Consider the following 22,793-nt stretch of genomic DNA (forward strand, 5'->3'; position numbering starts at 1 on the left):
ATCAGGCCTCCACCAGAATATCAGTCCAGAGTTCGGAGTGTTCCGGCTCGGGGCTCGTCTGTGCAAATTCGGCCGCGTCAGCGACAATGGCTTTCACGTCTGTCTCAATGTCCCTGAACACGCTCTCTTCGATCCCGCTGCGCAGCATTTCGGCCTTCAGCGTCTCGATCGGATCGCGTGTACGGCGCATTTCCTCGACTTCCGAGCGCTGGCGATACTTTGCAGGATCAGACATGGAATGCCCACGATAGCGGTAGGTCTCCATTTCCAGCAGAAACGGCCCCTTGCCAGAACGGCAGTGCTCCACGGCTTCCTGCGCGGCTTCATGAACTGCGAAAATGTCCATGCCATCGACCTTGCGGCTGGCAATGCCCCAAGGCTCGCCGTTGCGCGAAAGGTCCTTTGAGGCCGAGGCGCGCTCGATGGACGTGCCCATTCCGTAGCGGTTGTTCTCGATCACATAGATGCAGGGCAGCTTGTGCAGGGCCGCGAGATTGAAGCTCTCATAGACCTGCCCCTGTGCCGATGCGCCTTCGCCGAAATACACGATCGAGACTTCATCCGTACCGCGATATTTGTTCGCGAAAGCCAGACCCGTGCCCAGTGCGACCTGCGCGCCGACGATGCCATGACCGCCGTAGAACTCCTTTTCACGGGAGAACATATGCATGGAGCCGCCCTTGCCGCGCGAATACCCGCCAGACCGGCCCGTCAGCTCCGCCATGACACCGCGCGGCGTCATGCCTGCGACCAGCATCTGTCCGTGGTCACGATAGGACGTGATGGACTTGTCGCCCTGCTTCATGTTGAGGCCGATGCCGACCACAACAGCTTCCTGCCCGATATACAGATGGCAGAAGCCGCCGATCAGACCCATGCCGTAAAGCTGGCCAGCCTTTTCCTCAAAGCGCCGGACAAGAAGCATGTCCCTGTACGCGCGCTTCATGGTCTCCGGCGAAAGGGCCGGACCGTTGCTCCGGCCTGAAGCGGACGGTGTCTCGTCCATGACGGTCTCCTGATGGAAATGCATAAAATCCCGCATGCTCTTAGCGGCAGAAGCCACCAAAGGCCAGACCATGTCCCGCTTTCGCGAAGCGTAACGATCCGTGGGATATGCCGTGAAAAAACGGTTCAGACCGCCCCGAAAGGCGGCCTGAGATCAAACGAAACCGAGCAGGCGGCGCGCCGCCACACCTGGATCGGGCTCACGCAGCAGGCTCTCGCCCACCAGAACCGCACTCGCGCCCACGGCGCCGACCTTCATCATGTCATCCTGCGTCCGGATGCCACTTTCAGAGACGACCAGACGATCCGGCGGAACCAGGGGAGCGAGATCAATCGTCGTCTGGATGTCGGTCTTCAGGGTCCGCAGGTTGCGGTTGTTGATTCCGATCAGGAACGTATCCAGTGCCAGGGCGCGGTTCAGTTCGGCTTCGTCATGGACTTCCAACAGGACGTCCATGTCCAGTCCGCGTGCAATCGCGATCAATTCTGCCGCCTGCGTTTCGGTCAGTACGGCCATGATCAGCAGAATGCAGTCTGCGCCGATCAGGCGGCTTTCATGGACCTGCCATGGGTCAAGAATGAAGTCCTTGCGCAAAATCGGCAGGCTGCAGGCTTCGCGTACGGCGCGGATATCTTCCGTGCTGCCATGAAAGCACGAGCCTTCCGTCAGAACGGACAGGCAGGTGGCGCCAGCGGCCTGATAGTCCTGCGCGATCTTCACCGGATCGTAGTCCGGCCGCAGGATCCCGGCGGAAGGAGACGCTTTCTTGATTTCGGCAATCAGTCCGACCTGCCGGTCCGCCGTCAGGTGCTGAAGCGCCTGTCCGAAACCCCGCGTGGGGGTGGTGACTTCCCGTGCCCGCGCCGTGATGTCCTTGAGAGACATGATCTGCGAGCGCTGCTCGACGTCCACCCGTGTGCGGGCACAGATCCGGGCGAGAACGTCGCTCCGGTCTGCGGCGGTCTCCGCTTCGGGATTTTTGATGGGAGGAGTCGTCGTTTCCGGAACTTCCGGGTCAGGGAACTGTTCTGTTCCCTCGGGCGAATATGTCATCGCCGGTCGATGGTGCATGAATGTCATGATCGTCCTGCGTCTGTGGAAGCAATGGAATGGGTCGGAGAATGGGCTGACATACGCGCACGTTCCAGCGCGGCACGGGCGAGCCCACGGTCGATGGACTCTGCCGCCAGACCTACATTGCGACGGAAAGCCGGAACGTCAATCGTCCCGCCCTTCACGATATCGCCGCGTCCTGCCACATGCAGGGCGGCCGCCGCATTGAGAAGAACCGTATCACGGTAAGCGTCACCGGCGCCTTCCAGCAGAGACACCAGCGCGGATGCGTTGGTCCGGGCGTCTCCGCCACGGATGGCGGATATGGGAGCGGCTTTCAGGCCGGCCATGTCCGGTTCGATCTCAAACGAAAAAAGAGCGTCTTTTTCCCAGGCGGATACCTGAGAGGGGCCAGCCAGGGTGAGTTCGTCGCTGCCCCCTTCGGAGGTCGAGCCATGCACGACCCAGACAGACAGGCTACCTAGCGCGCCAAGCGCTCGCGCCACAGGTTCACACCAGCGACCATCAAACACGCCGATCAGTTGATGGCGAACCTGAGCGGGATTGCACAGTGGCCCGAGCAGATTGAACAGGGTCCGGAAACCAAGCGTTTTGCGCACAGGGGCCGCATGGCGCATCGCTGGATGGTGCTGGGGGGCTGCGAGAAAGACCAGATTGTCTTCGCGCAGGCGTCTGCCCTGCAGGGCCAGATCAGCGGTAGGCGGAATCCCCAACACTTCCAGCACATCTGTTGCGCCTGTGGTCGATGAAAGTGCGCGGTTGCCATGTTTGGCAACGGGAACGCCAAGACCGGCCAGCACGAAGGCCACGGCTGTCGAAACGTTCAGCGTCTTCAGACCATCCCCGCCTGTTCCGCACACATCAATCGCGCCAGCCGGAACATCCGGGAGGAGCGTCATGTGATGCCGGACGGCTTTTACAGCACCTGTCAGTTCGGCGAAGGTTTCCCCGCGCAGTTTCAGAGCTGTGAGGAAGGCGGAAAGATGAACGGGGTCGACCGTTCCCGCCATGATCGCATGGAAAGCACTTTCTGCTTCCTGACTGCTCAGAACTTGTCCCGAAGCAGCTTTGTGCAGAAGCTCTGTAAAATCAGCCCCCACTGTCAGGCGGCCTGTGATGTCGCGACCGGAATCCCGGCAATCGCCAGGAAATTGGCCAGCAGTTCGCGTCCGGCAACGGAGGCAATGCTTTCAGGGTGGAACTGGACGCCATGCACGGGATAGTCGCGATGGCGAACCCCCATGATGACCCCATCTTCCGTCCGTGCATTGACCACCAGTGTCTCGGGGATGCTGTCGGGTCGAAGCGTCAGACTGTGATAGCGTACCACATCGACGGGATCGGGTAGTCCGGCAAAAACCCCTGTTCCGTCGTGACGCACGGCGCTGATCTTGCCGTGCATCGGAACGGGCGCCCGCACGACTTTGGCACCGAAGACCTGACCGATTGCCTGATGACCAAGGCAGACACCGAAAACCGGCACTCGCCCTGCGGCCGCGCGGATCAGATCACAGCAGATCCCGGCCTCCGCAGGTGCGCCAGGCCCGGGTGAGATTACGATGGCAGCCGGATTAAGCGCCAGAGCCTCTTCAACACTCAGCGCATCGTTGCGGCGAACGTCACACGTTACACCAAGCGCTCCCAGGTGATGGACGATGTTGAACGTGAAGCTGTCGTAATTGTCGATAAGAAGGATCATGGCAGCAGAATGACCTTCGCGTCCTTTTTCGTCAAACAACACATCGTGTGTCGGCCCTCCGTCAGGCTTTGGCTGCGGTCGCAACCGCGATTTCCGCCGCCCGGAAGAGTGCGCGGGCCTTGGCCTGCGTTTCGCGAAACTCGGCATTCGGATCGCTGTCCGCCACCACGCCACATCCGGCCTGCACATACATGTTGCCGTCCTTGAGAACGGCCATGCGCAGACCGATGCAGGTGTCCATCTCACCATCAGCACCGAAATATCCGACGCAGCCGGAATACGGCCCACGTCGTGTCGGCTCCAGTTCGTCGATGATCTCCATGGCGCGGATCTTGGGCGCGCCTGTCAGGGTTCCTGCGGGGAACGCGGCCACAAGCGCGTCCATCGCCGTGCTGCCCTCCCTGATGCGGCCCGTGACGGTCGAGGAAATATGCATCACATGGCTGTAGCGCTCGACGACGAACTGCTCCGGAACCGCGACGGTCCCGAGCTGCGAGACGCGGCCCACATCATTGCGACCCAGATCAATCAGCATCAGGTGCTCGGCCAGTTCCTTGCGATCAGCCAGAAGCTCCTTTTCCAGTGCGAGGTCTTCTTCGCGGTCCGCACCGCGCGGACGGGTGCCGGCCAACGGACGGACCGTAACCTCGCCAGCCCGCAGCCGCACCAGAATTTCCGGAGAGGACCCCACGAGCGCGTAGTCCTCAAGCTCCATCACGAACAGGAACGGTGCCGGATTGACGCGCCGCAGGCTTCGGTAAAGCGAGAGCGGCGAGAGCGGGAACGGCGTGGTAAAGCGCTGGCTCGGCACGATCTGGAAGGCATCGCCCGCCGCAATATAGTCCTGTGCCTTGCGGACATGGTCTTCGAACTGCTGCTGCGTCATGTTGGAGGTAGGTGCTGCCAGTTCCGTGCCGGAAGGCAGCGTCTCGCGCGCATCTCCAAGTGGCGCAGCCAGAGCGGCCCGCGCCCTGTCCAGAAGCGCATGAGCATCCGCATCCGTCGTGTTTCCACGGACCGGTACGGCCAGTGTCAGTTCGTCCCGAACGGAATCGAAGACCGCAAACAGGCGCGGACGGATCATGATCCCTTCCGGCAGGCCCAGATCATTGACCGGCGCATTCGGCAGACGCTCCATCTGCCGCACCATGTCGTAACCCAGCACGCCGAAGACGCCTCCGATCATGGGAGGCATTCCGCTCGGAAGATCCATCTGGCTTTCGTCCACGATGGTCTTGAGCGTCTCGAGCGGGACCCCATCGAGGGGCTTGCCATCAAGCGTGACCTTCCCGTCACGGGATTTCCAGACCAGATCCGGCAGCAGCGCTATAACGGAATAGCGTCCACGTGCGGCACCGCCCTCGACGCTTTCCAGCAGCAGGCGGTACGGATCATCCGACAGGTTCGACAGTCTGAGAAAAGCCGAAACAGGCGTCAGGAGATCGGCGGCCTCAATGCTGTAGACGATACCCATCAGTGCGCCCCGTTTTCTGCGGCCGGTGCGCTGGCCGGAATGGCGGCCGTCACGACCTGATTGTAAAGCGCCATATTGATACGCGAAGGCGGAACAGCCTTTTCCATCGCGGCATTCAGGACCATCGGAATATCGGACTGCATAGACTGGCGATAGTCGTCCGCCAGACGGGTTCCAAGGGACTTCAGGTCTTCTGCCGAAGCCGGACGATCGGCGGTCACGTTGACGAGCCAGAATGCATCCGGCGTTTCGAACATTCCGGTCGCACCCGGCTTGAGATCGAAGATCCCACGAAGGATGTTCTGGGGCAGGCTCTGATCGGGATGAACGCGTGAGACGCTGACGTCCTGGCGCAGGGTCGAAGCCTCCGGCTGTCCGTCCATGGCCTTGCGCAGCGTACCTGCCTTTGCGGTGCCGAACAGGGCCGTTGCGCGCAGATTGGCGGCGCGGCGCTTCTGCTCGGCTGTCCATGCCTGAACGACCTGATCGCGTACGCTGTCGAAAGGCTTGAGGGTTCCGGGGCGGACATCATCGACCAGCACTGAGAAGAAGGTGCCGTTCGGGCCGCTCACGACCGTTGGCTGGGCACCTTTGGACTGTGTGAAAACCTGCTGAACAATGGCCTGACGCAGCGCCTCGTCGCCCGGAATGGGTGCGGGCAGACCGTCCTGCGTCATACCACTGGAATCCAGCGTGCCTGCAACCGGAACGGCGCCGAGATCGCCGGGGATCTGATCTAGCGTTGAAGATCCTGCAACCGCGTCCTGAAACTGCTTCTGGCGTGCCTGAAGAGCCTCGCTTGCTTCCTGCGTCTGGACCTGTTTTTTCAGATCGTCTTTTGCCTGCTCGAACGTCGTCTTGTGAGGGGCTGCAATGGCCGTGATGTTGAACACAACCCATCCCATCCCGGTCTTTTCCGGGCCGGAAATACGGTCAGGCTGTGCAGCGAAAGCGGCCTTGGCAAGCTCGGGGTTGGGGATATCGCTCTGGCGAACCGACGGCAGGGAAACGGCTGCGGCTTCGGGGAATTTCTTCTGGATATCGTCCCATGACATTCCACCTTTCCATGCGGCCGTTGCCGCAGCGGCCTTGGTCTGGTCCGCAAATGTCAGGACCTGGAGCGTCCGCGTCTCGGGCATGTCGTAGGTGCGCGCCTGAAAATCGTACAGACGATGAAGAACGTCGTCCGGAACCTCGATCGTTTTGGCAACGCTGTCCGCTGTCATGATGACCATCTTGGCATGACGGTACTCTGTCGTGCGGAACATCTGCGGATGATTGTCATAGAAACGGTGAAGCTGTTCGTCCGTGGGAGGTGCGGTCACGGCGCCACTCGCAAACGGGATTTCCACCAGATCAAAAACACGCTGGTTTGCATCGAAAGACAGCATGCGTTCCGTCAGTGACGGGGGCGCCACAACGGCCTGCCCGATCCCCTGCAACAGGCCACGGGATGCGATATCTTCGCGGATGACCTGGATCAGTCTGCCTTCGGTAAAGCCCATGCGTGTCAGGCGCTCGTTGAAAACGCTGCGGTCGAACTTTCCGGCAGCATCATGGAAGGCTGGAATGGCAAAAATTTCCTGCCGCACCAGATCGTCGGGCACCATCATGCCGCCACGTTCGGCCGCAAGCTGGATTTCATTCTGCATCACAAGATTTTGAAGCGTCTGGCGTGCGATCTGCTCCACCTCGCTCCGCGGTAGCCTAGAGGGATCGGCAAGCCCGATCTGCTTGGCGACAGCCGGAAGCTGGGCCGAGAGCGCCCGGCTGAAATCGTCCGGCGTAACGCTCCGATCGCCGATGCGCACGATTTCGTTGGACCCGGTCGCGCCCAGATTGGAGTAAACATCTCCCACGCCCCAACCGATAAAGGCCAGAAAGATCAGCAATGCGGCGGCACGGCCGATCCAGGAGTCAACAAAAAGATGGCGGAGCGAGATAATCATGGGGTCAGGGCAGATCCGGATGACGGGATGGTACGGACACGGAAGGCCCGCTAAACTTGCCGCACCATAATGTCGTGAGAACGGCTTGACCAGAAGCAGACCGGAACGGAAAGCATCCTTTTGCGTACCGCCCGGTCCTTATGCCCCGATTGAGCGGTCATTCCGCAGATGTCGCCACGAAGGAGGAAGAGTGATCCCATCCCCAAGACTTGTCGTTGGTAACTGGAAGATGCACGGACTGCGCGAGCAGTCCACCCGTCTGGCCCGTGCCGTCGCCGAAGGTGCCCAGGCCCTTCCAGATGATGTGCGGCTCGTCCTGTGCCCGCCCTTCACACAGCTTGCGAGTGTTCACGGCATCATAAATGCCGCAGGCCCTGCCGCCCCTCTTTGTCTTGGAGCCCAGGACTGTCACACAACATCGTCCGGACCGCATACCGGTGACATTTCAGCGGACATGCTGTCCGATCTGGGGGTGCAGTATGTCATCCTCGGTCATTCCGAGCGTCGTCAGGCTCATGGCGAAACCGATGCGCTGATCCGCCGGAAAGTCGAAGCCGCCGAGGCAGCGGGGCTCATCCCCGTCGTTTGTATCGGCGAGACGATGGAAGAGCGTCTCGAAGGACGAACGACCACCGTTCTGGCAACGCAGGTCGAAGGATCGCTTACGGATGACTTCAGCGGCGTCCTGGCCTATGAGCCGGTCTGGGCCATCGGCAGCGGCTCCGTTCCGCCGATTGACGAGCTCGAGCGGACCCTCTCCCTGCTTCACGGACTGTTGCAGTCGCGCCTCAAGATGGATGACATTCATGTCCCGATCCTGTATGGCGGCTCCGTAACACCGGCTCAGGCGCCGACCATTTTTTCCATCGGGTCGCTCGGAGGGGTGCTGGTGGGCAGTGCCAGTCTGGAAGCGAAGAGCTTCCTGCGCATTGCCGAATCAGCCTCTCTTCGCCTGTCTGCCCAACCACTGTCCGGACCCTATCGTTCATGACCACTCTTCTGCTTGCTCTCAACCTGCTGGTCACACTGGCGCTGATCGGGGTGATCCTCATCCAGCGCAGCGAAGGCGGTGGCCTCGGAATCGGCAGCGGCCAGGGCATGGGCTCTTTCATGAGCGGCCGCGGAACGGCAACGCTTCTCACGCGTGCTACGTCCGTTCTTGCGGGAATCTTCATGCTGCTGTGCCTGGTGCTGGCCGTCATGAACCGTGGCGCCTCCTCCGGCGTCGGCTCGCGCGACATTTTGGCGCAACCGCCTGCCGCGACGCAGACGACCACAACGCCTGCCCCCACAACACCGGCAGCTCCTGCTGCTCCGGCGTCCACACCCGCTCACTGAGCGACACTGAAAATCCCCGTTCAGATTTTTTAACGGGGATCTTTCTCACAGACGCGTCTCTTCGCTTCCCCTGCCCCATGTCGGCAGTGTATGAAGACCGCCCATGACGCGTTTCGTATTCATCACCGGCGGTGTGGTATCTTCTCTCGGCAAGGGCATCGCTTCAGCGGCCCTCGCTGCTCTCCTCCAGGCGCGCGGATACAAGGTCCGCATGCGCAAACTGGACCCCTATCTCAACGTGGACCCGGGCACCATGAGCCCGTACCAGCACGGTGAGGTGTTCATTACCGATGACGGGGCGGAAACCGACCTCGACCTCGGTCATTATGAACGCTTCACAGGCGTTCACGCGTCCCGTGCTGACAACACCACGACGGGACGCATTTACTCAGATGTGATCGCGCGCGAACGTCGCGGCGACTATTTGGGCGGGACCGTACAGGTCATTCCGCACATCACGGACGCCATCAAGGACGTCGTGGTCTCCGGTACCGACGATTACGATTTCGTGCTCGTGGAAATCGGCGGCACGGTTGGTGATATCGAAAGCCTTCCGTTCCTCGAGGCTATCCGTCAGCTCCGCAATGACCTTGGCCACGCCCAGACCATGTGCGTGCATCTGACACTCCTGCCCTACATCCCGGCAGCCGGCGAACTCAAGACCAAGCCCACGCAGCATTCCGTCAAGGAACTGCAGAATGTCGGTATCCAGCCGCAGATGCTGCTGTGCCGCTCGGATCGTCCCATTCCGGACAACGAGCGTCGCAAGATCGCCAATTTCTGCAATGTCCGCCCGGAAGCCGTCATTGCGGCGCTTGACGTGGACACGATCTATGCCTGCCCCATTTCCTATCACAACGAAGGAATGGATCAGGAAGTCCTGCGCTATTTCGGCCTGCCCTATGACAGCAAGCCGGACCTTTCGCGCTGGGAAAAGATCGTTCATGCGATTCGCGAACCCGAAGCTGAAGTCCGCGTGGCCGTCGTCGGCAAGTACACGGCCCTGCTCGACAGCTATAAATCGCTGGCCGAAGCCCTGCTGCATGGTGGCATCGCCAATCATGTGAAGGTCAATCTGGACTGGATCGAATCGGAAGAGTTCGAAAAGAACGGTAATATCGCCGAGCGCCTGAAAGATGCGGATGCCATCCTCGTTCCCGGCGGATTTGGTGAGCGCGGCGCCGAGGGCAAGATCCAGGCCGTCCGTTATGCCCGTGAGAACAACATCCCGTTCCTCGGGATCTGCTTTGGCATGCAGATGGCCGTGGTCGAATGTGCCCGTTCGCTTGCGGGCCTTCCCAAGGCGTCCTCCACCGAATTCGGTCCGACGGATGAGCCTGTGGTCGGGCTGATGACGGAATGGGCGCGTGGTGGCGAACTGCTCCGTCGTCGTGAAGGCGGCGATCTGGGCGGCACGATGCGTCTGGGCGCCTATCCGGCAAAGCTGGTTCCCGGCTCCCGCGCGGCTGAGATCTATGGCCGTACGGAAATCCGCGAGCGCCATCGTCATCGCTGGGAAGTCAACGCGCATTACAAGGACCGCCTCGAAAAGACGGGTCTGCGATTCTCCGGTCTCTCTCCTGACGGTGTGCTGCCGGAAGTGGTGGAATACCCGGATCACGCGTGGTTCGTGGCTGTGCAGTACCATCCGGAACTGCTCTCCAAGCCTTTCGATCCGCATCCGTTGTTCGCGGGCTTTATCGGTGCCGCCATCAAGGAGGCTCACAGCAAGTGAGCTTCCGGATCGGAGACCTCACGGTCGGTCAGGATCAGCCTTTCACGCTGATCGCTGGTCCGTGTCAGATCGAATCCCGCGAGCACGCAACGGAGATGGCCGATGCCCTCTCCGCCATCTGCCGTGAGTTGGGAATCGGGCTGATCTATAAAAGCAGCTTCGACAAGGCTAACCGCAGCTCGGTCAATGCCGCGCGCGGAGTAGGCATGGAGGCCGGTCTGGAGATCCTCGCCGGCATCCGCGAGCGATTCGGCGTTCCCGTTCTGACGGACGTGCACACCGCCGAGCAGTGCGCACCTGCTGCTCAAGCGGTGGATGTTCTGCAGATCCCGGCGTTCCTGTGCCGCCAGACGGATCTGCTTCTGGCTGCGGGCGAAACTGGCCGTGCCATCAACATCAAGAAGGGCCAGTTCCTCGCGCCGTGGGACATGGCCAATGTCGCAGCCAAGATTGCGTCAACGGGCAATGAGCGCATCATGCTCTGCGATCGTGGAACGAGTTTCGGCTACAACACGCTTGTCAGCGATATGCGCGGCCTGCCGATTATGGCGCAGACGAGCTATCCCGTTGTGTTCGATGCAACGCATTCCGTGCAGCAGCCGGGTGGCCTCGGGGCGTCAACCGGTGGGCAGCGTGAATTCGTTGAGCCATTGGCTCGCGCAGCGCTCTCGATTGGTGTGGCCGCCGTTTTCATCGAAGCGCATCAAGACCCGGACCATGCTCCAAGCGATGGTCCGACGATGGTGCCGCTCCATGAAATGCGCAGCCTCCTGACGCGTCTGAAAGCCTTTGACGCTCTGGCGAAATCCTTTCCGGCCTAACTCCCGGAAGGAGCCAGAGCCGCCAGAAACAGGCTCAGCACCGCAATAACCGTCAGTCCGGCTCTCAGCGGCAGATAGCCTGGGGGAAGCGCACCTTTCCTCCAGGCTTCCCGTTCCACCAGGAACGTCCCCACAAAACCGATGATTTCGAGGCCGAAACCGGCCCGGACATGCCCTAGAACACCGATGCAGAGGGCAAGCCATGCCCAGAGCGCAGGGCAGACACCCAGCACAAGACGCTGGCGGTCCCGCTGGGACGTGCCGCCAACAGTGATGATGTCCGGCCGTTCCATGGCCAGCCCCCAGTGTACGGCCCCCAGAAATGACAGGATGCAGGCGGCATACGTCAGGAGAATGATCTTGAGATTTAGCAGTGGCGTGAACAGCCCTGCCATAAAGATCCATCCTCCGAGCGCCATGAAAGGGATCAGCCCGGCAATGCCAAGCACGAAAATGGGAAAAGGAAGGCGCATGTCGTCGTTGACCTCAGGGCGTGATTTTGAGACTTGAAATAGCTGTTCCATTCCGAACGGTCACGAGCCAACCCGGTTCACGTATCCCAGGAGAGCTTCCATTGAGCGCCATCGTTGATATCATCGCCCGCGAAATCCTGGACAGCCGCGGCAATCCCACTGTCGAGGTCGAAGTCGAGCTGTCCTCCGGTGCCCGCGGCCGCGCGGCTGTCCCGTCCGGCGCTTCCACCGGTGCTCATGAAGCCGTGGAACTGCGCGATGGTGACAAGTCCCGCTATGGCGGCAAAGGCGTCCTGAAGGCCTGTAGTCATGTCGAGAACGACATTCTTGAAGTGCTTCAGGGCGCCGAATCGGAAGATCAGATCGCCATTGATAACGCGATGATTGATCTGGACGGAACCTCCAACAAGTCCCGGCTGGGCGCCAACGCCATCCTCGGCGTTTCGCTCGCCGTCGCCAAGGCAACTGCCGAGGAGCTGGAGCTTCCGTTATATCGCTATGTTGGCGGTGCCTATTCCCATCTCCTCCCCGTGCCGATGATGAACATCGTCAATGGTGGCGAGCATGCCGACAATCCGATCGATATTCAGGAATTCATGATCCAGCCGGTCGGTGCGCCGACGGTTGCGGATGCCATTCGCATGGGCTCGGAAATTTTCGCACGTCTGAAGAAAGGTCTGTCCGAGGCTGGTTACAACACCAATGTCGGCGATGAAGGCGGCTTCGCGCCGAACCTGAAGTCTGCTGATGAAGCTCTTGGATTTATTGCAAAATCTGTTGAAGCTGCTGGATATCGTCTGGGCGAGGACGTGACCTTCGCGCTCGATTGCGCCGCTACCGAGTTTTACGCGGACGGTCGCTACAATCTGAAGGGTGAAGGCAAGGAATTTGATGCTTCGGGCATGATTTCCTACCTTGAAGATCTGGCGAACCGCTACCCGATCGTTTCCATTGAAGACGGACTTGCGGAAGATGACTGGGAAGGTTGGGCTGAACTGACGACCCGTCTGGGTAAGAAGCTCCAGCTCGTCGGTGACGATCTGTTCGTCACCAACCCGGAACGTCTGCGCCGTGGCATCAAGGCCGGTACCGGGAATGCGCTGCTTGTGAAGGTCAACCAGATCGGTACGCTGACCGAGACGCTGGAAGCCGTCGAAACCGCTCACAAGGCCGGTTACGCCTGCGTCATGAGCCATCGCTCGGGCGAGACGGAAGATTCCGTCATTGCTGACCTCGCGGTTGCAACGAACTGCGGCCAGATCAAGACGGGCTCCCTCTCCCGTTCTGACCGTACGGCAAAATATAACCAGCTCATCCGTATTGAGCAGCAGCTTGGCAGTGCGGCCCGCTATGCCGGTCGCAACATCCTCCGGAACTCCTGAAAATGGTCAACGGCCTCATTCCTTTCGGGAATGGGGCCGTTATTTCATGGCCGGATATGATTGATATTCATATCCTTCATTGTCTGGTCACAAATGACTGATATAAATTGAGATAGTCTCTCAGAACGGAGTTTTCACGACGTGACACTGATCCGACTTATCAAACGTGGTGTCCGCGCCGTAGCTCCTCCGGCATTTTTCCTGTCTCTCACGGTTTATTTCGGCTGGAACGCGTTGCACGGTGCGCATGGGATCCATGCCTATCAGGAGCAGACCCAGCTTCAGAAAGATGCCCTTCAGGCTAGGCAGGATGCGGACGATGAGCAGAATGTCTGGCGGCGTCGTGTTGTTGCCCTCAAGGAAAAAGCGCTGGATGCTGACATGCTGGATGAGCGCGCCCGTGCCACGATGAACCTGACGCGCAGTGGCGATCTGGTTGTCCCCTACGGACCGCATGACAAACTGTTTTGAGCAGTCGTTGAAATAATCAGCCTTCGAGGTATAAAAAAAAGCGGCCCGAAGGCCGCTTTTTTTTATGAAGACTGTTGGAACAGTCTTACTTGATCTTGGCTTCGCGGAACACGACGTGCTTGCGTGCAACCGGATCGTACTTGCGTACTTCCATCTTTCCCGTAGCAGAACGGGCATTCTTCTTCGTGACGTAGAAGTAGCCGGTCTCAGCTGACGAAACGAGCCGGATCTGAATAACGTTGCTCTTTCCCATGATACCCTCGGGCTTTCGCCATAACTTATGCCGCTCGAAGGTGTCGATGCAGCATGTTGATCTCTAGATTTGGCGCACCATGCTGATTTGTGGCTCGGAGGTCAAGGCCTTTGCGCAAGATTTAGCGGTTTTCCTGTAGTTTCAAAGAGTTTGTGGACCAGAAAATCGTGCCGGATGCCTATGGGAGAGCACTCTCTTTGCTTGTAGGGCAATAGAGAGGAACCTATAAGGAACAAATGCAGGATGACTGTCATTCTGTGCCCTGTTTTGACCTGCCTCCGCCGAGGCGCATGGGAGCGCCTGTATGCTGACCCGCAAACAGCACCAGCTTTTGCTGTATATCGACGATCATCTTCGCCGGACGGGATATTCTCCCTCTTTCGATGAAATGAAAGATGCTCTCGAACTACGTTCCAAATCAGGCATTCATCGCCTGATTTCTGCTTTGGAGGAGCGTGGGTTCCTGCGGCGTCACCATCATCGCGCACGCGCGCTGGAAGTGCTGCGCCTGCCTCATATGGGCACCGAGGCTCCTGCCGTTACGCCGACGACAGAGGCTGCTTTCGTTCCGGCTGTTCTCAGTCAGGGGGAGACGGGTCTTGACGGGACTTTCTCCGAAGCCAGCGTCGCCAATGATCGTCAGACCATCAGCATTCCTCTTTATGGTCGCATCGCAGCCGGTTTGCCTATTGAGGCCATGCAGGATGACAGCGACAGGATTGAGGTCCCCATTTCGCTCCTGGGCACTGGAGAGCATTACGCACTCACCGTGGCGGGCGATTCGATGATCGAAGCTGGGATTCTGGATGGGGACATCGCCATTATCCGGCGACGTGAGACGGCCGAGAACGGACAGATTATTGTTGCCCTGATTGATGGCCAGGAAGTGACGCTTAAGAAACTGCGTCGTCGTGGGTCGATGATCGCGCTCGAGGCCGCCAATCGGGACTACGAAACTCGTATTTTTCCAGCGGAGCGCGTGCACATCCAGGGGCGTTTGATCGCGCTTTTCCGTCAGTACTGAAGTCTGAGATCCTGAAGGGAAATGTTGGCGGCGCAGAACCGTCAGCAAAACCTTACCTGGGGGGCAAAGACGTTCCGTGAATGACCTTTACGCTGCCATCCGGACCGATGACCGTGCTGGTGCCGTCCCCGTTCGGGATAACGATGGCTTTGCTGGGACTCTTGTTCAGAAAGCGGGCTGCGCTGTCGGGAACTGACGAAGGAAGTGTCGGGATAAGATGGGTGCGGTCTCGAGACACGCCTTGGTGGGTATCAGCGCCTTCGCCGACTGAAAGGCTCTGGCCCTGCATGAGTTGCGGCCCGGATGCTCCCAGAGCTCCCTTGCCGGCGATTCCACCCATGAAGTTTTCATCGAGCGCAGCGCCACCAAAATAGGTCGCCGGATCGCCGAGAGCATGGCTGAACGTACTATTGGGGTTTGCGACGTCCTTGAGCGTTGGGAGCGGTTGCGGAGCCCCCGGCCAGATGTTGCCGCTTTCGGGGAAAATTGGAGTTTCGGAATATTTTTCGCCACGCGCGCGATGAATATTCTCGCTGTCTCCATGAGGGCCGTTCGGATTATCGAGAGCCGTCCAGACCATTGTGTCGCGGATATACTTGCCCATGCCTGAACAGCCGCTCAGAGCGAGAGGTAGTGCCAGCAGAGCGGTCTTCCGCATTTCTTACTCCCACGAGATCAATCCATGACCTTTAGCGGTCCTTGTAACGAAGCGCCAGATGAAGACAGTCGAAGAACGCTACATTCTTTCGCCGTATGACGTCAGAAGCTGATTTTGGATGATTTGCGGGATTGCCCTGCCATGATGCGGGTCAGTCCTGCGGTCAGATAACCCCAGCCACTGATGACTGTCGGAATCACGGAAAGCCAAAGGAAGATTCCGCCAATCAGCGTTGCCGGCAGGAAGGAAAGTCCCAGCATTTCTGCAGCCCCGTCTCCACCGATCAGAAAACCGATCGCTACCATCTGGATGCCGGTTTTCCATTTCGCCAGTCGTGTCGATGGGAGCGTTTCGCGCTGGGAGGCCATGTATTCGCGAAGGCCACTGACCAGAATTTCGCGGATCATGATGATGATCGCTGCATAAAGCGAATAAACCGGCAACTGTGTCAGCCCTGCCAGAGCCAGCAGAAGCGACCCGACCAGAAGCTTGTCCGCGATCGGGTCCATCATCCGGCCCAGTTCGGAAAGCTGTTGCCAGCGACGGGCCAGGGCGCCGTCCAGATAGTCCGTGATGCAAGCGGCCGTGTAGACCACGCAGGCGATCACATTCGCAGTCGGCGAGTGCACGGAGAGCAGCACGACCAGTACGGGAATGGACGCGATACGCAGCAGTGTCAGGATATTTGGCAGATCTGTCAGCATCACAATCAGTCTAGAACAGTTTCCCTCATACCGGTATGCGCCAATGTGTGCGTGAAAGATGTATTTTTCGTGTAAATCGCTGACTAGGTTCAGGAGCTGCGATGATCGGCTGAGGCCTTTTGGACCCATTCTGGATGAAAATGCCCGTATATGGCAGTTGCCGTGCTGGAACTGATACCAGGCGCGCTTTCCAGTTCCTCAAGACTCGCCTGTCTGACGGATTTTGCAGAGCCGAAATGATTGAGCAGGGCTTTTTTCCGAGCAGCTCCGATTCCCGGTACAGTGTCCAGTTCGGAACTGCGTAACCCCTTGGAGCGCCCTGCCCTGTGTGTGGTGATTGCAAACCTGTGTGCTTCGTCGCGTAGTCTTTGCAGATAGTAGAGAACCGGGTCTCGCGGAGGGAGCTGGAAGGGCGGTTTTGTCTCCGTGAAGAACCATTCCCGCCCGGCATCCCGGTCCGGACCTTTGGCGATGGCCACGATCGGAATTCCGCTCACACCAATGTCGGAGAGAACTTTCCGTACGGCGTTGAACTGCCCGAAGCCACCGTCGATGAGAAGCAGATCCGGCCAGTCTTCCGAACGCTCTCCGTTCTCCGGGCGTTTTCCGAACCGGCGTTCCATGACTTCGCGCATCATGCCGAAATCATCTCCCGGCGCGACTGGTCCCTTGATGCCGTATTTGCGATAGGCGCGCTTATTGAAGCCTTCGGGGCCGCCTACGACCATCACGCCATAGGGGGCCTGCCCCATGATATGGGAGTTGTCATAGGTTTCGATACGTTGCGGCGTTTCAGGAAGACCAAAGACCTCCGCAACCCCTTCGAGCAGTTTGCGCTGTCCGGTATTCTCGGCCAGCTTACGTTCCAGCGCTTCCCGGGCGTTCAGGGCTGCGTGCCCTACGACGTCCTTTTTTTCACCCCGCTGTGGTCTGAGGATTTCGACCCTCTGTCCGCGCCTGATGCTGAGTGCTTCCTCGACCAGATTCAGTTCCGGAATCTCACAGTTCACCAGAATCGTGGGCGGTGGCGGTTTGTTGTCATAAAACTGGATCATGAACGCCGACAGCACGTCTGCTGCTGTCTCTTCCTCGGCATGGGCCGGGTAGAATGCCCGGTTACCGTTATTGCGGCTGCCTCGGATGAAGAATACCTGAATGCAGCTCTGACCGGCTTCCTGCCAGATCGTCATGATATCCGCGTCATTGATCGACGCCGGGTTAACGGTGCTGGACCCTTGAATGCTGGCGAATCCCCGGATCCTGTCCCGGATCGATGCAGCCCGCTCATAATCCATGTCCTGCGAAGCCTGCTCCATCTCGGCTGCCAGACGCTGTTGCAGGTCCGTGCTGTGTCCCGAGAGAAACTGGCGGGCCTCGTCAACCAGTTTCGCATAATCAGGTCCGGAGATGCGATCCACACAGGGCGCTGAGCAGCGCTTGATCTGGTACAGCAGGCAGGGCCGCGTTCTGCTGTTTAGCACGGCATCCGAACAGGACCGGAGCAGGAAGCTGCGCTGCACCAGATTGAGTGTCTGGTTGACGGCCCAGGCATTTGCAAACGGCCCCCAATAGGTTGCGCCTTTGACGGGCTTGCCGCGCTGTTTGGTGATCTGCGGAAATTCGTGACTTTCAGTCAGCATCAGCCACGGATAGCTCTTGTCGTCACGCAGCAGGATGTTGAAGCGCGGCTTCATGCGCTTGATGTAGTTCGCCTCCAGAAGCAGTGCGTCCGCTTCTGTCTTCGTGATAACAATTTCCATCGAAACCGTCATCGACACCATGCGCCGCAGCCGCTCGGGAAGCTGGTTGGTGCGGGTATAGGACGAGACGCGCTTCTTCAGGCTCAGCGCCTTGCCGACATACAGCACCTCCCCCTTCGCGCTGAGCATGCGATACACGCCAGGGCTGTAGGGAATGGTCTTCAATGCCTCACGAATGGCCTCGACACCCTGCGTGTTTCCCGCAGAAACAGGGAGTGCGCCATGGTCGTCAGACAGGTCGGAACTGTGTGGAGGAAGGTCGGTCATTCGGCTTTTTCAGTCATCCACTGAACCTGTGGAAAAGTCTGTGGGCTGCTCCGTGACAGAATCATGAAAGCCACGGTTTGCCAGACTTGTCATCAGATTGCCCAATTTTTAATCATCTTTTGCAAGTCATTGAAAACGCTTGTTTCTTGCTTTCCTTCCCATTCCATCACCCCCTGTCCGGGAGGGTGGAAAGGATCGACAGACGGCCTGCAAACGCCTCAGCAGGTCATGGTGGACGACGCGGCTCCTGTTTTGTCCATCATGATCATGTTCTGTTCTCTCAGGGTCTGTCGAAGCGTATTTTCAAGGCTGCTTTCAGAGCACCGTTGTGGCTTTTTCGGCAGTCTCCAGAAGACGCAGCATGTTACCACCCCAGATGGCAGAAATTTCCGCATCGGTGAAACCTGCCGCCTGAAGAGCATGCGTGACATTCGCGGTCTCGGTTGCGTCTTTCCAACCCGGAATTCCACCACCGCCATCGAAGTCCGAAGAAATCCCGACATGCTCGACGCCGATCCGGTTCGCAATATACGAGACGTGCCGTACCAGATCTTCGACCGTGCCGCCGCCGCCTTTTTTCAGAAAGGAGCCCATGGCCGTCACCTGAATCAGGCCACCTGTTTCTTTCAGGCGGTCAAGCTGTTCATCGTCCAGATTGCGCGGGTGATCGCACAGGGCGCGGGCACAGGAGTGACTGGCGAAAACCGGCGTGGCAGAAATCTCGCTCGCCTGCATCATGGTCGATTTTGCCGCATGGGAGACGTCCACCAGAACGCCGGAGCGGTTCATGTGTGCGATCGCCTCACGCCCTAGCTCTGACAGCCCTCCATGAAGCGTTTCGGCATCCGCCAGATCCTTGCGCGGAATGGCCGCGTCCGCGAGCGCATTGTGTCCGTTATGGGTCAGGGTCATGTATCGTACGCCATAGCGACGGGCGAGTTCCGCGATACGCTCCGGCTGTCCACCCAGACCATGTCCGTTTTCGATCGCCGGAATGACGGCAAGGTCGCCCGCTTCATAGGCCGCACGCACATCTGCCGCCGTCCGGCAGACGCATGCGCTGTGATTGCCCTGTCGTCCTTCTATTCCGGAAATCACGTCCAGCATGCCCTGAACCCGGTCCCAGCCTTCAGCATGCCCGGCATCATCGCGTGAGCCCTGCGGAATATAGGCCGCAAGACACACGGCTTTCAGGCCACCTTTACGCGTCTTGGGAACGTTCACCTGTCTGGGTGTGTCTTCCGTCCAGGCATCCTGTCGGTCCGGCCAGGGAATATCGATATGGGAATCAAGCGTCAGGAGTGTGTGGTGCAGATCAGTCATGGTTCGTTCTAGATCGGACGGGAAAGCTTTGTGTGCAAGAGGGTGCTTGTCAAAACGCCTGATCCGGTCGATCCAGTCGTCATGCGTCTCATCACCTGGAACATCAATTCTCTTCGACTCAGACTGCCGCTGCTGAAGCAGATCGTCGAACAGGAAAACCCGGACATCGTCTGTCTACAGGAAACGAAAGTCCCGGATCCGCTCTTTCCCGCTCAGGCCCTGGCTGAAATGGGCCTGCCCCATCAGGTCTATAAAGGCATGAAGGGTTATAATGGTGTGGCGATCCTGTCGCGACATCCACTGCAAAGCGTTGCTGGAACGCCCGACTGGTGCACGCGCTCGGACTGCCGCCATGTGGCTGCGAGTATTGCGACGCCAGCCGGTCCGATCCTGCTACATGATTTCTACGTGCCGGCAGGTGGCGATATCCCCGACCCGGTGGAAAACGAAAAATTTGCCCACAAACTGACGTTCGTGGATGAAGCCACCGGCTGGTTCACCAGTGCGCCTCCTGCCCGCAGCATTCTGGTAGGCGATCTCAACATCGCGCCTCTGGAGCATGACGTCTGGAGTCATAAGCAACTTCTGAAGATCGTCAGTCACACGCCGCCTGAGATTGAACGCCTGAAGGCGTGGATGGCGACGGGATTTCAGGATGCCATGCGGACGATCACGCCGGAGCCGGAGAAGCTCTACACCTGGTGGTCATACCGCAATAAAGACTGGAAAAAATCCAACCGCGGTCGGCGGCTGGATCATGTCTGGATGACGCCCGACCTCATGCCGGGCCTGAGGGATATCAGGGTTCTTCAGGATGTGCGGGACTGGGACAGCCCGTCGGATCACGTTCCTGTTGTGCTGGACTTCGACCCGGCCTGACCCTTCGCCCGCTTCCTGTCAGCCTTCAGGCTGACAGGCTGTCGGAGCCGATCACGCCACGTCCGTCCTTCAGGATCAAGACGATAGCCACCACCTTCCGTAATCAGAAGTGACGTGCGTGCCGGATCTGGCTCGATCTTCTGGCGCAGTCGGTAGATATGCGTCTCGAGCGTATGGGTCGTGACGGCCGCGTTGTAGCCCCAGACTTCGTTCAGAAGTACCTGACGCGCCACCGGGCGCTGACCCGCACGATAGAGATATTTCAGGATCGCGGCCTCCTTCTCCGTCAGGCGGATCCGGCGGTTACGGGCGGTTTCGACGAGCAGCTTGGCAGACGGACGGAATGCATAGGGGCCGATCTCAAAGACGGCGTCTTCGCTGTTCTCGAAAATCCGCAACTGGGCCCGCAGGCGGGCCAGAAGCTCACCGATCCGGAAAGGCTTGGCAACGTAGTCGTTGGCACCTGCATCAAGGCCGCGCACCACGTCGTGTTCGTCATCGGAACCGGTCAGGATGATGATCGGCATGCGGATGCCCGCGCGCCGCAATTCGGCGCAGAAGTCGCGCCCGTCACCATCGGGGAGGGTAATGTCCAGCAGCATGGCATCATACCGGGCACCAGGTTTGGCGAGAAGTTCGCGCGCTGCGGCAACGGACGTCGCCTCAACCGCTTCCAGTTCGCCGCCGTGCTGAAGCTGCTCTGCCAGAAGACGACGGAGCGTATCATCATCGTCAACAACCAGGATGGGGCGTGGACCTGCCATAATAACCTGTCTCGTTCTATCGCGACGGAAGAAACGTCACATCCGTAAAAATTCGGTGTTCGTAACTTGCACATCCGGACTTACCATTCCCGGTAAACGGGAAGAAAGCAGCATGCTTTCGCATCAGACTATGGCAAGTACAGCCGAAAAAGGAAACAGCATTATGGCTAAAGCTATTTTGAGAACCGCTGGAGACCGCGCTTTTCTTCACTTTCAGGGGAAAATCGTTCCGGTTTTGATCGGACGGCGCGGGCTGTCCCTTGACAAAACGGAAGGAGACCTTCGTACTCCCGTGGGGGAACTGCCGCTCCGGCGTGTCCTCTACCGTGCGGACCGGACCTCACGTCCCGTCTGCACAGCGGAACTTTCCGTCGAACCCCTCGCCGCCAATGATGGCTGGTGTGATGACCCCACCCATTCCGACTACAATCGCGCTGTAGCGCTCCCTCACCCGGCCTCCTGCGAAAACCTGTGGCGTGACGATCATGTCTATGATCTCTGCATCGTTCTGGGCTGGAATGATGCCCCGGTAAAATCGGGAGACGGATCGGCGATTTTCCTGCATCTGCCGCCCGCCAGCGGATATACGGAAGGCTGTGTTGCCCTTGAGGAAAAGGACCTCCGTGCGTTTCTCGAAGCGGGATTGTCGCATATTACAATAGAAAAGCCGTCCTGAGATAAAAGCGGTGAGGTAGCTTTAGAATGAAAGCTGTTCGGTCTGCTCCGCGCCATTCCGACATCTGGCTTCGTAGTCGAGAATACGGGTGTGCAAGGGACCGCGCCCCCATCTCCGGGTTTCGCAGAAACGTTTGTAGTTTTGCTGTGCGAGATATCGTGCTTTTCGCAGTGGCGAACTACTTTTCCACAGTCCGGAAATTTCAGGATAAGCGGCGACAAACGCCGGATATGGCTCATAGTCGACTGCCTGCCAGGGGCGAAAAATTCCTTCCCATGGCTTCGGCTGTGACATGTAGTGAACAATTTTTGGCTGGATAGTGTCTTCCAGATCGGCATTGAACAGAAAGACAGGAAAGTTCCATGATAAGGACATGGGTAGTACGCGCTCGATGCCTACGAGGTTGAGAATATCCTGATCGGGGAATCTGGACATCCTGCTCTGGGAACGAATGATGGTTCGTGCTTGCTCCGCAATCGCCGCCCATGCTGACCGATGAAAATAAAGAACGCCCGTATTGAAATACAAAGTGGACTTCTGGGACGTCAGTCCAATATCTACAAAATGTTCTCTTACACCTTCGCCTTCGCGTGAATCGTCTTCGAGAAGAAAGACCATAGGATCGGCAGAAGCGAAAAAATGCTCTTTAGGTGGAGGGCAGGACAATAATTCATTCAGACAGTATTTGATCTGAGTGTCGCCATCAACATAAAGAATATTTTTGTAATTTTCCGGTAAAATCTCATCGAGATAAAGTCTTCCAAGCATAGCTGACGCACCGTCAATGTCAGATCTTGATCTTGAAAAAATAATAATGTTGTTTTTTTTACAGATTGAGCCTGCGATGGAAAATGTCGCAGCGTCAACGTCAAAGCATACAATAATAATGTCTGCGATGTCCGCTGCCGCATGAGCACGCGCCTGAAGTGCACTGACAAGAGTAGGGAAAAGATAAGACTGGTCAGTGCAGTAGCAAACGCAGGTCTGTACGCTCATGCGCGTTCTCCGTTTTCTGGACGGCAGCGCTCCCACCGCGGTAAGAAAGGAGAAAATTCCGTCGCAC

22 protein-coding genes and 1 pseudogene are annotated in these 22,793 nt (G+C 58.6%); 9 read left to right on the forward strand and 14 right to left on the reverse strand.

What is annotated here, in order from left to right:
• Position 1 precedes the first annotated feature (1 nt).
• The 6 genes from pdhA to GAL01_RS08820 form a co-directional block, all read right to left on the reverse strand.
• Positions 2 to 1,006, reverse strand: coding sequence for a pyruvate dehydrogenase (acetyl-transferring) E1 component subunit alpha (gene pdhA / locus GAL01_RS08795; protein WP_062032056.1), 1,005 nt, complete (start codon positions 1,004 to 1,006; stop codon positions 2 to 4).
• 153 nt (positions 1,007 to 1,159) lie between these two features.
• On the reverse strand, positions 1,160 to 2,086 hold the full coding sequence (gene trpC / locus GAL01_RS08800) for an indole-3-glycerol phosphate synthase TrpC (protein ID WP_062032052.1): 927 nt from the start codon (positions 2,084 to 2,086) through the stop codon (positions 1,160 to 1,162).
• Positions 2,083 to 3,186, reverse strand: a complete 1,104-nt coding sequence (gene trpD, locus GAL01_RS08805) for an anthranilate phosphoribosyltransferase (RefSeq protein ID WP_082790780.1) — start codon at positions 3,184 to 3,186, stop codon at positions 2,083 to 2,085. Before trpD ends, trpC begins: the two co-directional genes overlap by 4 nt.
• Complete coding sequence (locus tag GAL01_RS08810; protein WP_062032222.1) at positions 3,183 to 3,779, reverse strand: anthranilate synthase component II; 597 nt, start codon at positions 3,777 to 3,779, stop codon at positions 3,183 to 3,185. Before GAL01_RS08810 ends, trpD begins: the two co-directional genes overlap by 4 nt.
• A 61-nt stretch (positions 3,780 to 3,840) precedes the next feature.
• Entirely contained in the window at positions 3,841 to 5,253 is a 1,413-nt protein-coding gene (trpE, locus tag GAL01_RS08815) for an anthranilate synthase component I (protein ID WP_062032046.1), read from the reverse strand.
• The gene (locus tag GAL01_RS08820) at positions 5,253 to 7,202 is read right to left on the reverse strand and encodes a peptidyl-prolyl cis-trans isomerase (protein ID WP_062032042.1); all 1,950 of its coding nucleotides are present in this window, start codon (positions 7,200 to 7,202) and stop codon (positions 5,253 to 5,255) included. The genes trpE and GAL01_RS08820 overlap by 1 nt, the downstream gene beginning before the upstream one ends.
• Positions 7,203 to 7,392: 190 nt before the next feature.
• On the opposite strand from GAL01_RS08820, the gene tpiA reads away from it, so the two are divergent.
• From tpiA to kdsA, 4 genes are all read left to right on the forward strand, one after another.
• A complete protein-coding gene (gene tpiA / locus GAL01_RS08825) occupies positions 7,393 to 8,193 on the forward strand; it encodes a triose-phosphate isomerase (protein ID WP_077802832.1) in 801 nt (266 codons plus the stop codon).
• Positions 8,190 to 8,540 (forward strand): preprotein translocase subunit SecG, encoded by a 351-nt coding sequence (gene secG, locus GAL01_RS08830; protein ID WP_062032034.1) that lies wholly within the window; start codon positions 8,190 to 8,192, stop codon positions 8,538 to 8,540. Before tpiA ends, secG begins: the two co-directional genes overlap by 4 nt.
• 103 nt (positions 8,541 to 8,643) lie before the next feature.
• Positions 8,644 to 10,275: a CTP synthase gene (locus GAL01_RS08835; RefSeq protein ID WP_062032030.1), complete on the forward strand. Its 1,632-nt coding sequence runs from the start codon at positions 8,644 to 8,646 to the stop codon at positions 10,273 to 10,275.
• Complete coding sequence (gene kdsA, locus GAL01_RS08840; protein ID WP_062032026.1) at positions 10,272 to 11,096, forward strand: 3-deoxy-8-phosphooctulonate synthase; 825 nt, start codon at positions 10,272 to 10,274, stop codon at positions 11,094 to 11,096. The genes GAL01_RS08835 and kdsA overlap by 4 nt, the downstream gene beginning before the upstream one ends.
• Here kdsA and GAL01_RS08845 read toward each other — a convergent pair.
• On the reverse strand, positions 11,093 to 11,569 hold the full coding sequence (locus GAL01_RS08845; RefSeq protein ID WP_231865405.1) for a DUF3429 domain-containing protein: 477 nt from the start codon (positions 11,567 to 11,569) through the stop codon (positions 11,093 to 11,095). The genes kdsA and GAL01_RS08845 overlap by 4 nt on opposite strands.
• Before the next feature lie 101 nt (positions 11,570 to 11,670).
• Between GAL01_RS08845 and eno the strand changes: the two genes are divergently transcribed.
• Together eno and GAL01_RS08855 are read left to right on the forward strand one after the other, a co-directional pair.
• Entirely contained in the window at positions 11,671 to 12,951 is a 1,281-nt protein-coding gene (gene eno / locus GAL01_RS08850) for a phosphopyruvate hydratase (protein WP_062032018.1), read from the forward strand.
• 141 nt (positions 12,952 to 13,092) lie between these two features.
• On the forward strand, positions 13,093 to 13,422 hold the full coding sequence (locus tag GAL01_RS08855; protein WP_062032014.1) for an FtsB family cell division protein: 330 nt from the start codon (positions 13,093 to 13,095) through the stop codon (positions 13,420 to 13,422).
• A gap of 85 nt (positions 13,423 to 13,507) precedes the next feature.
• Here the strand turns inward: GAL01_RS08855 and rpmG are convergent, their stop codons facing one another.
• Positions 13,508 to 13,675: a 50S ribosomal protein L33 gene (gene rpmG, locus GAL01_RS08860; RefSeq protein WP_011253780.1), complete on the reverse strand. Its 168-nt coding sequence runs from the start codon at positions 13,673 to 13,675 to the stop codon at positions 13,508 to 13,510.
• 304 nt (positions 13,676 to 13,979) lie between these two features.
• Here rpmG and lexA point away from each other — a divergent pair, with 304 nt between their 5' ends.
• On the forward strand, positions 13,980 to 14,699 hold the full coding sequence (gene lexA / locus GAL01_RS08865) for a transcriptional repressor LexA (RefSeq protein ID WP_062032010.1): 720 nt from the start codon (positions 13,980 to 13,982) through the stop codon (positions 14,697 to 14,699).
• Positions 14,700 to 14,751: 52 nt separating this feature from the next.
• On the opposite strand, the gene GAL01_RS08870 is transcribed toward lexA, so the two are convergent.
• The 4 genes from GAL01_RS08870 to GAL01_RS08885 all read right to left on the reverse strand — a co-directional run bounded on the left by GAL01_RS08870 (position 14,752) and on the right by GAL01_RS08885 (position 19,411).
• Positions 14,752 to 15,357, reverse strand: coding sequence for a hypothetical protein (locus GAL01_RS08870; protein ID WP_062032007.1), 606 nt, complete (start codon positions 15,355 to 15,357; stop codon positions 14,752 to 14,754).
• 101 nt (positions 15,358 to 15,458) lie between these two features.
• Positions 15,459 to 16,061: a CDP-diacylglycerol--glycerol-3-phosphate 3-phosphatidyltransferase gene (gene pgsA / locus GAL01_RS08875; protein ID WP_062032004.1), complete on the reverse strand. Its 603-nt coding sequence runs from the start codon at positions 16,059 to 16,061 to the stop codon at positions 15,459 to 15,461.
• 89 nt (positions 16,062 to 16,150) lie between these two features.
• The gene (gene uvrC / locus GAL01_RS08880; protein WP_062032001.1) at positions 16,151 to 18,088 is read right to left on the reverse strand and encodes an excinuclease ABC subunit UvrC; all 1,938 of its coding nucleotides are present in this window, start codon (positions 18,086 to 18,088) and stop codon (positions 16,151 to 16,153) included.
• A gap of 315 nt (positions 18,089 to 18,403) precedes the next feature.
• The gene (locus GAL01_RS08885) at positions 18,404 to 19,411 is read right to left on the reverse strand and encodes a dipeptidase (protein WP_062031997.1); all 1,008 of its coding nucleotides are present in this window, start codon (positions 19,409 to 19,411) and stop codon (positions 18,404 to 18,406) included.
• 81 nt (positions 19,412 to 19,492) lie between these two features.
• On the opposite strand from GAL01_RS08885, the gene GAL01_RS08890 reads away from it, so the two are divergent.
• The gene (locus GAL01_RS08890; protein WP_062032218.1) at positions 19,493 to 20,290 is read left to right on the forward strand and encodes an exodeoxyribonuclease III; all 798 of its coding nucleotides are present in this window, start codon (positions 19,493 to 19,495) and stop codon (positions 20,288 to 20,290) included.
• Between the two features lie 68 nt (positions 20,291 to 20,358).
• Here the strand turns inward: GAL01_RS08890 and GAL01_RS08895 are convergent.
• Positions 20,359 to 21,054 (reverse strand): annotated as a pseudogene (locus tag GAL01_RS08895) (response regulator transcription factor); the annotation flags it as partial.
• A gap of 163 nt (positions 21,055 to 21,217) precedes the next feature.
• On the opposite strand from GAL01_RS08895, the gene GAL01_RS08900 reads away from it, so the two are divergent.
• Positions 21,218 to 21,730, forward strand: coding sequence for a L,D-transpeptidase family protein (locus tag GAL01_RS08900; protein WP_062032214.1), 513 nt, complete (start codon positions 21,218 to 21,220; stop codon positions 21,728 to 21,730).
• Between the two features lie 21 nt (positions 21,731 to 21,751).
• Here GAL01_RS08900 and GAL01_RS08905 read toward each other — a convergent pair whose 3' ends face one another.
• Positions 21,752 to 22,726: a glycosyltransferase family 8 protein gene (locus tag GAL01_RS08905; protein WP_082790778.1), complete on the reverse strand. Its 975-nt coding sequence runs from the start codon at positions 22,724 to 22,726 to the stop codon at positions 21,752 to 21,754.
• Positions 22,727 to 22,793 lie beyond the last annotated feature (67 nt).

Source organism: Gluconobacter albidus (assembly GCF_002723915.1).
Classification (GTDB): domain Bacteria; phylum Pseudomonadota; class Alphaproteobacteria; order Acetobacterales; family Acetobacteraceae; genus Gluconobacter; species Gluconobacter albidus.

Coding starts and splice junctions, on each gene's coding strand:
- GAL01_RS08900 (WP_062032214.1), top strand. CDS start 21,218: ATGGCTAAAGCTATTTTGAGAACCGCTGGAGACCGCGCTTTTCTTCAC.
- GAL01_RS08905 (WP_082790778.1), bottom strand. CDS start 22,726: ATGAGCGTACAGACCTGCGTTTGCTACTGCACTGACCAGTCTTATCTT.
- secG (WP_062032034.1), top strand. CDS start 8,190: ATGACCACTCTTCTGCTTGCTCTCAACCTGCTGGTCACACTGGCGCTG.
- uvrC (WP_062032001.1), bottom strand. CDS start 18,088: ATGACCGACCTTCCTCCACACAGTTCCGACCTGTCTGACGACCATGGC.
- GAL01_RS08885 (WP_062031997.1), bottom strand. CDS start 19,411: ATGACTGATCTGCACCACACACTCCTGACGCTTGATTCCCATATCGAT.
- GAL01_RS08810 (WP_062032222.1), bottom strand. CDS start 3,779: ATGATCCTTCTTATCGACAATTACGACAGCTTCACGTTCAACATCGTC.
- GAL01_RS08890 (WP_062032218.1), top strand. CDS start 19,493: ATGCGTCTCATCACCTGGAACATCAATTCTCTTCGACTCAGACTGCCG.
- GAL01_RS08835 (WP_062032030.1), top strand. CDS start 8,644: ATGACGCGTTTCGTATTCATCACCGGCGGTGTGGTATCTTCTCTCGGC.
- GAL01_RS08845 (WP_231865405.1), bottom strand. CDS start 11,569: ATGCGCCTTCCTTTTCCCATTTTCGTGCTTGGCATTGCCGGGCTGATC.
- rpmG (WP_011253780.1), bottom strand. CDS start 13,675: ATGGGAAAGAGCAACGTTATTCAGATCCGGCTCGTTTCGTCAGCTGAG.
- trpC (WP_062032052.1), bottom strand. CDS start 2,086: ATGACATTCATGCACCATCGACCGGCGATGACATATTCGCCCGAGGGA.
- pdhA (WP_062032056.1), bottom strand. CDS start 1,006: ATGGACGAGACACCGTCCGCTTCAGGCCGGAGCAACGGTCCGGCCCTT.
- GAL01_RS08820 (WP_062032042.1), bottom strand. CDS start 7,202: ATGATTATCTCGCTCCGCCATCTTTTTGTTGACTCCTGGATCGGCCGT.
- trpE (WP_062032046.1), bottom strand. CDS start 5,253: ATGGGTATCGTCTACAGCATTGAGGCCGCCGATCTCCTGACGCCTGTT.
- pgsA (WP_062032004.1), bottom strand. CDS start 16,061: ATGCTGACAGATCTGCCAAATATCCTGACACTGCTGCGTATCGCGTCC.
- GAL01_RS08870 (WP_062032007.1), bottom strand. CDS start 15,357: ATGCGGAAGACCGCTCTGCTGGCACTACCTCTCGCTCTGAGCGGCTGT.
- lexA (WP_062032010.1), top strand. CDS start 13,980: ATGCTGACCCGCAAACAGCACCAGCTTTTGCTGTATATCGACGATCAT.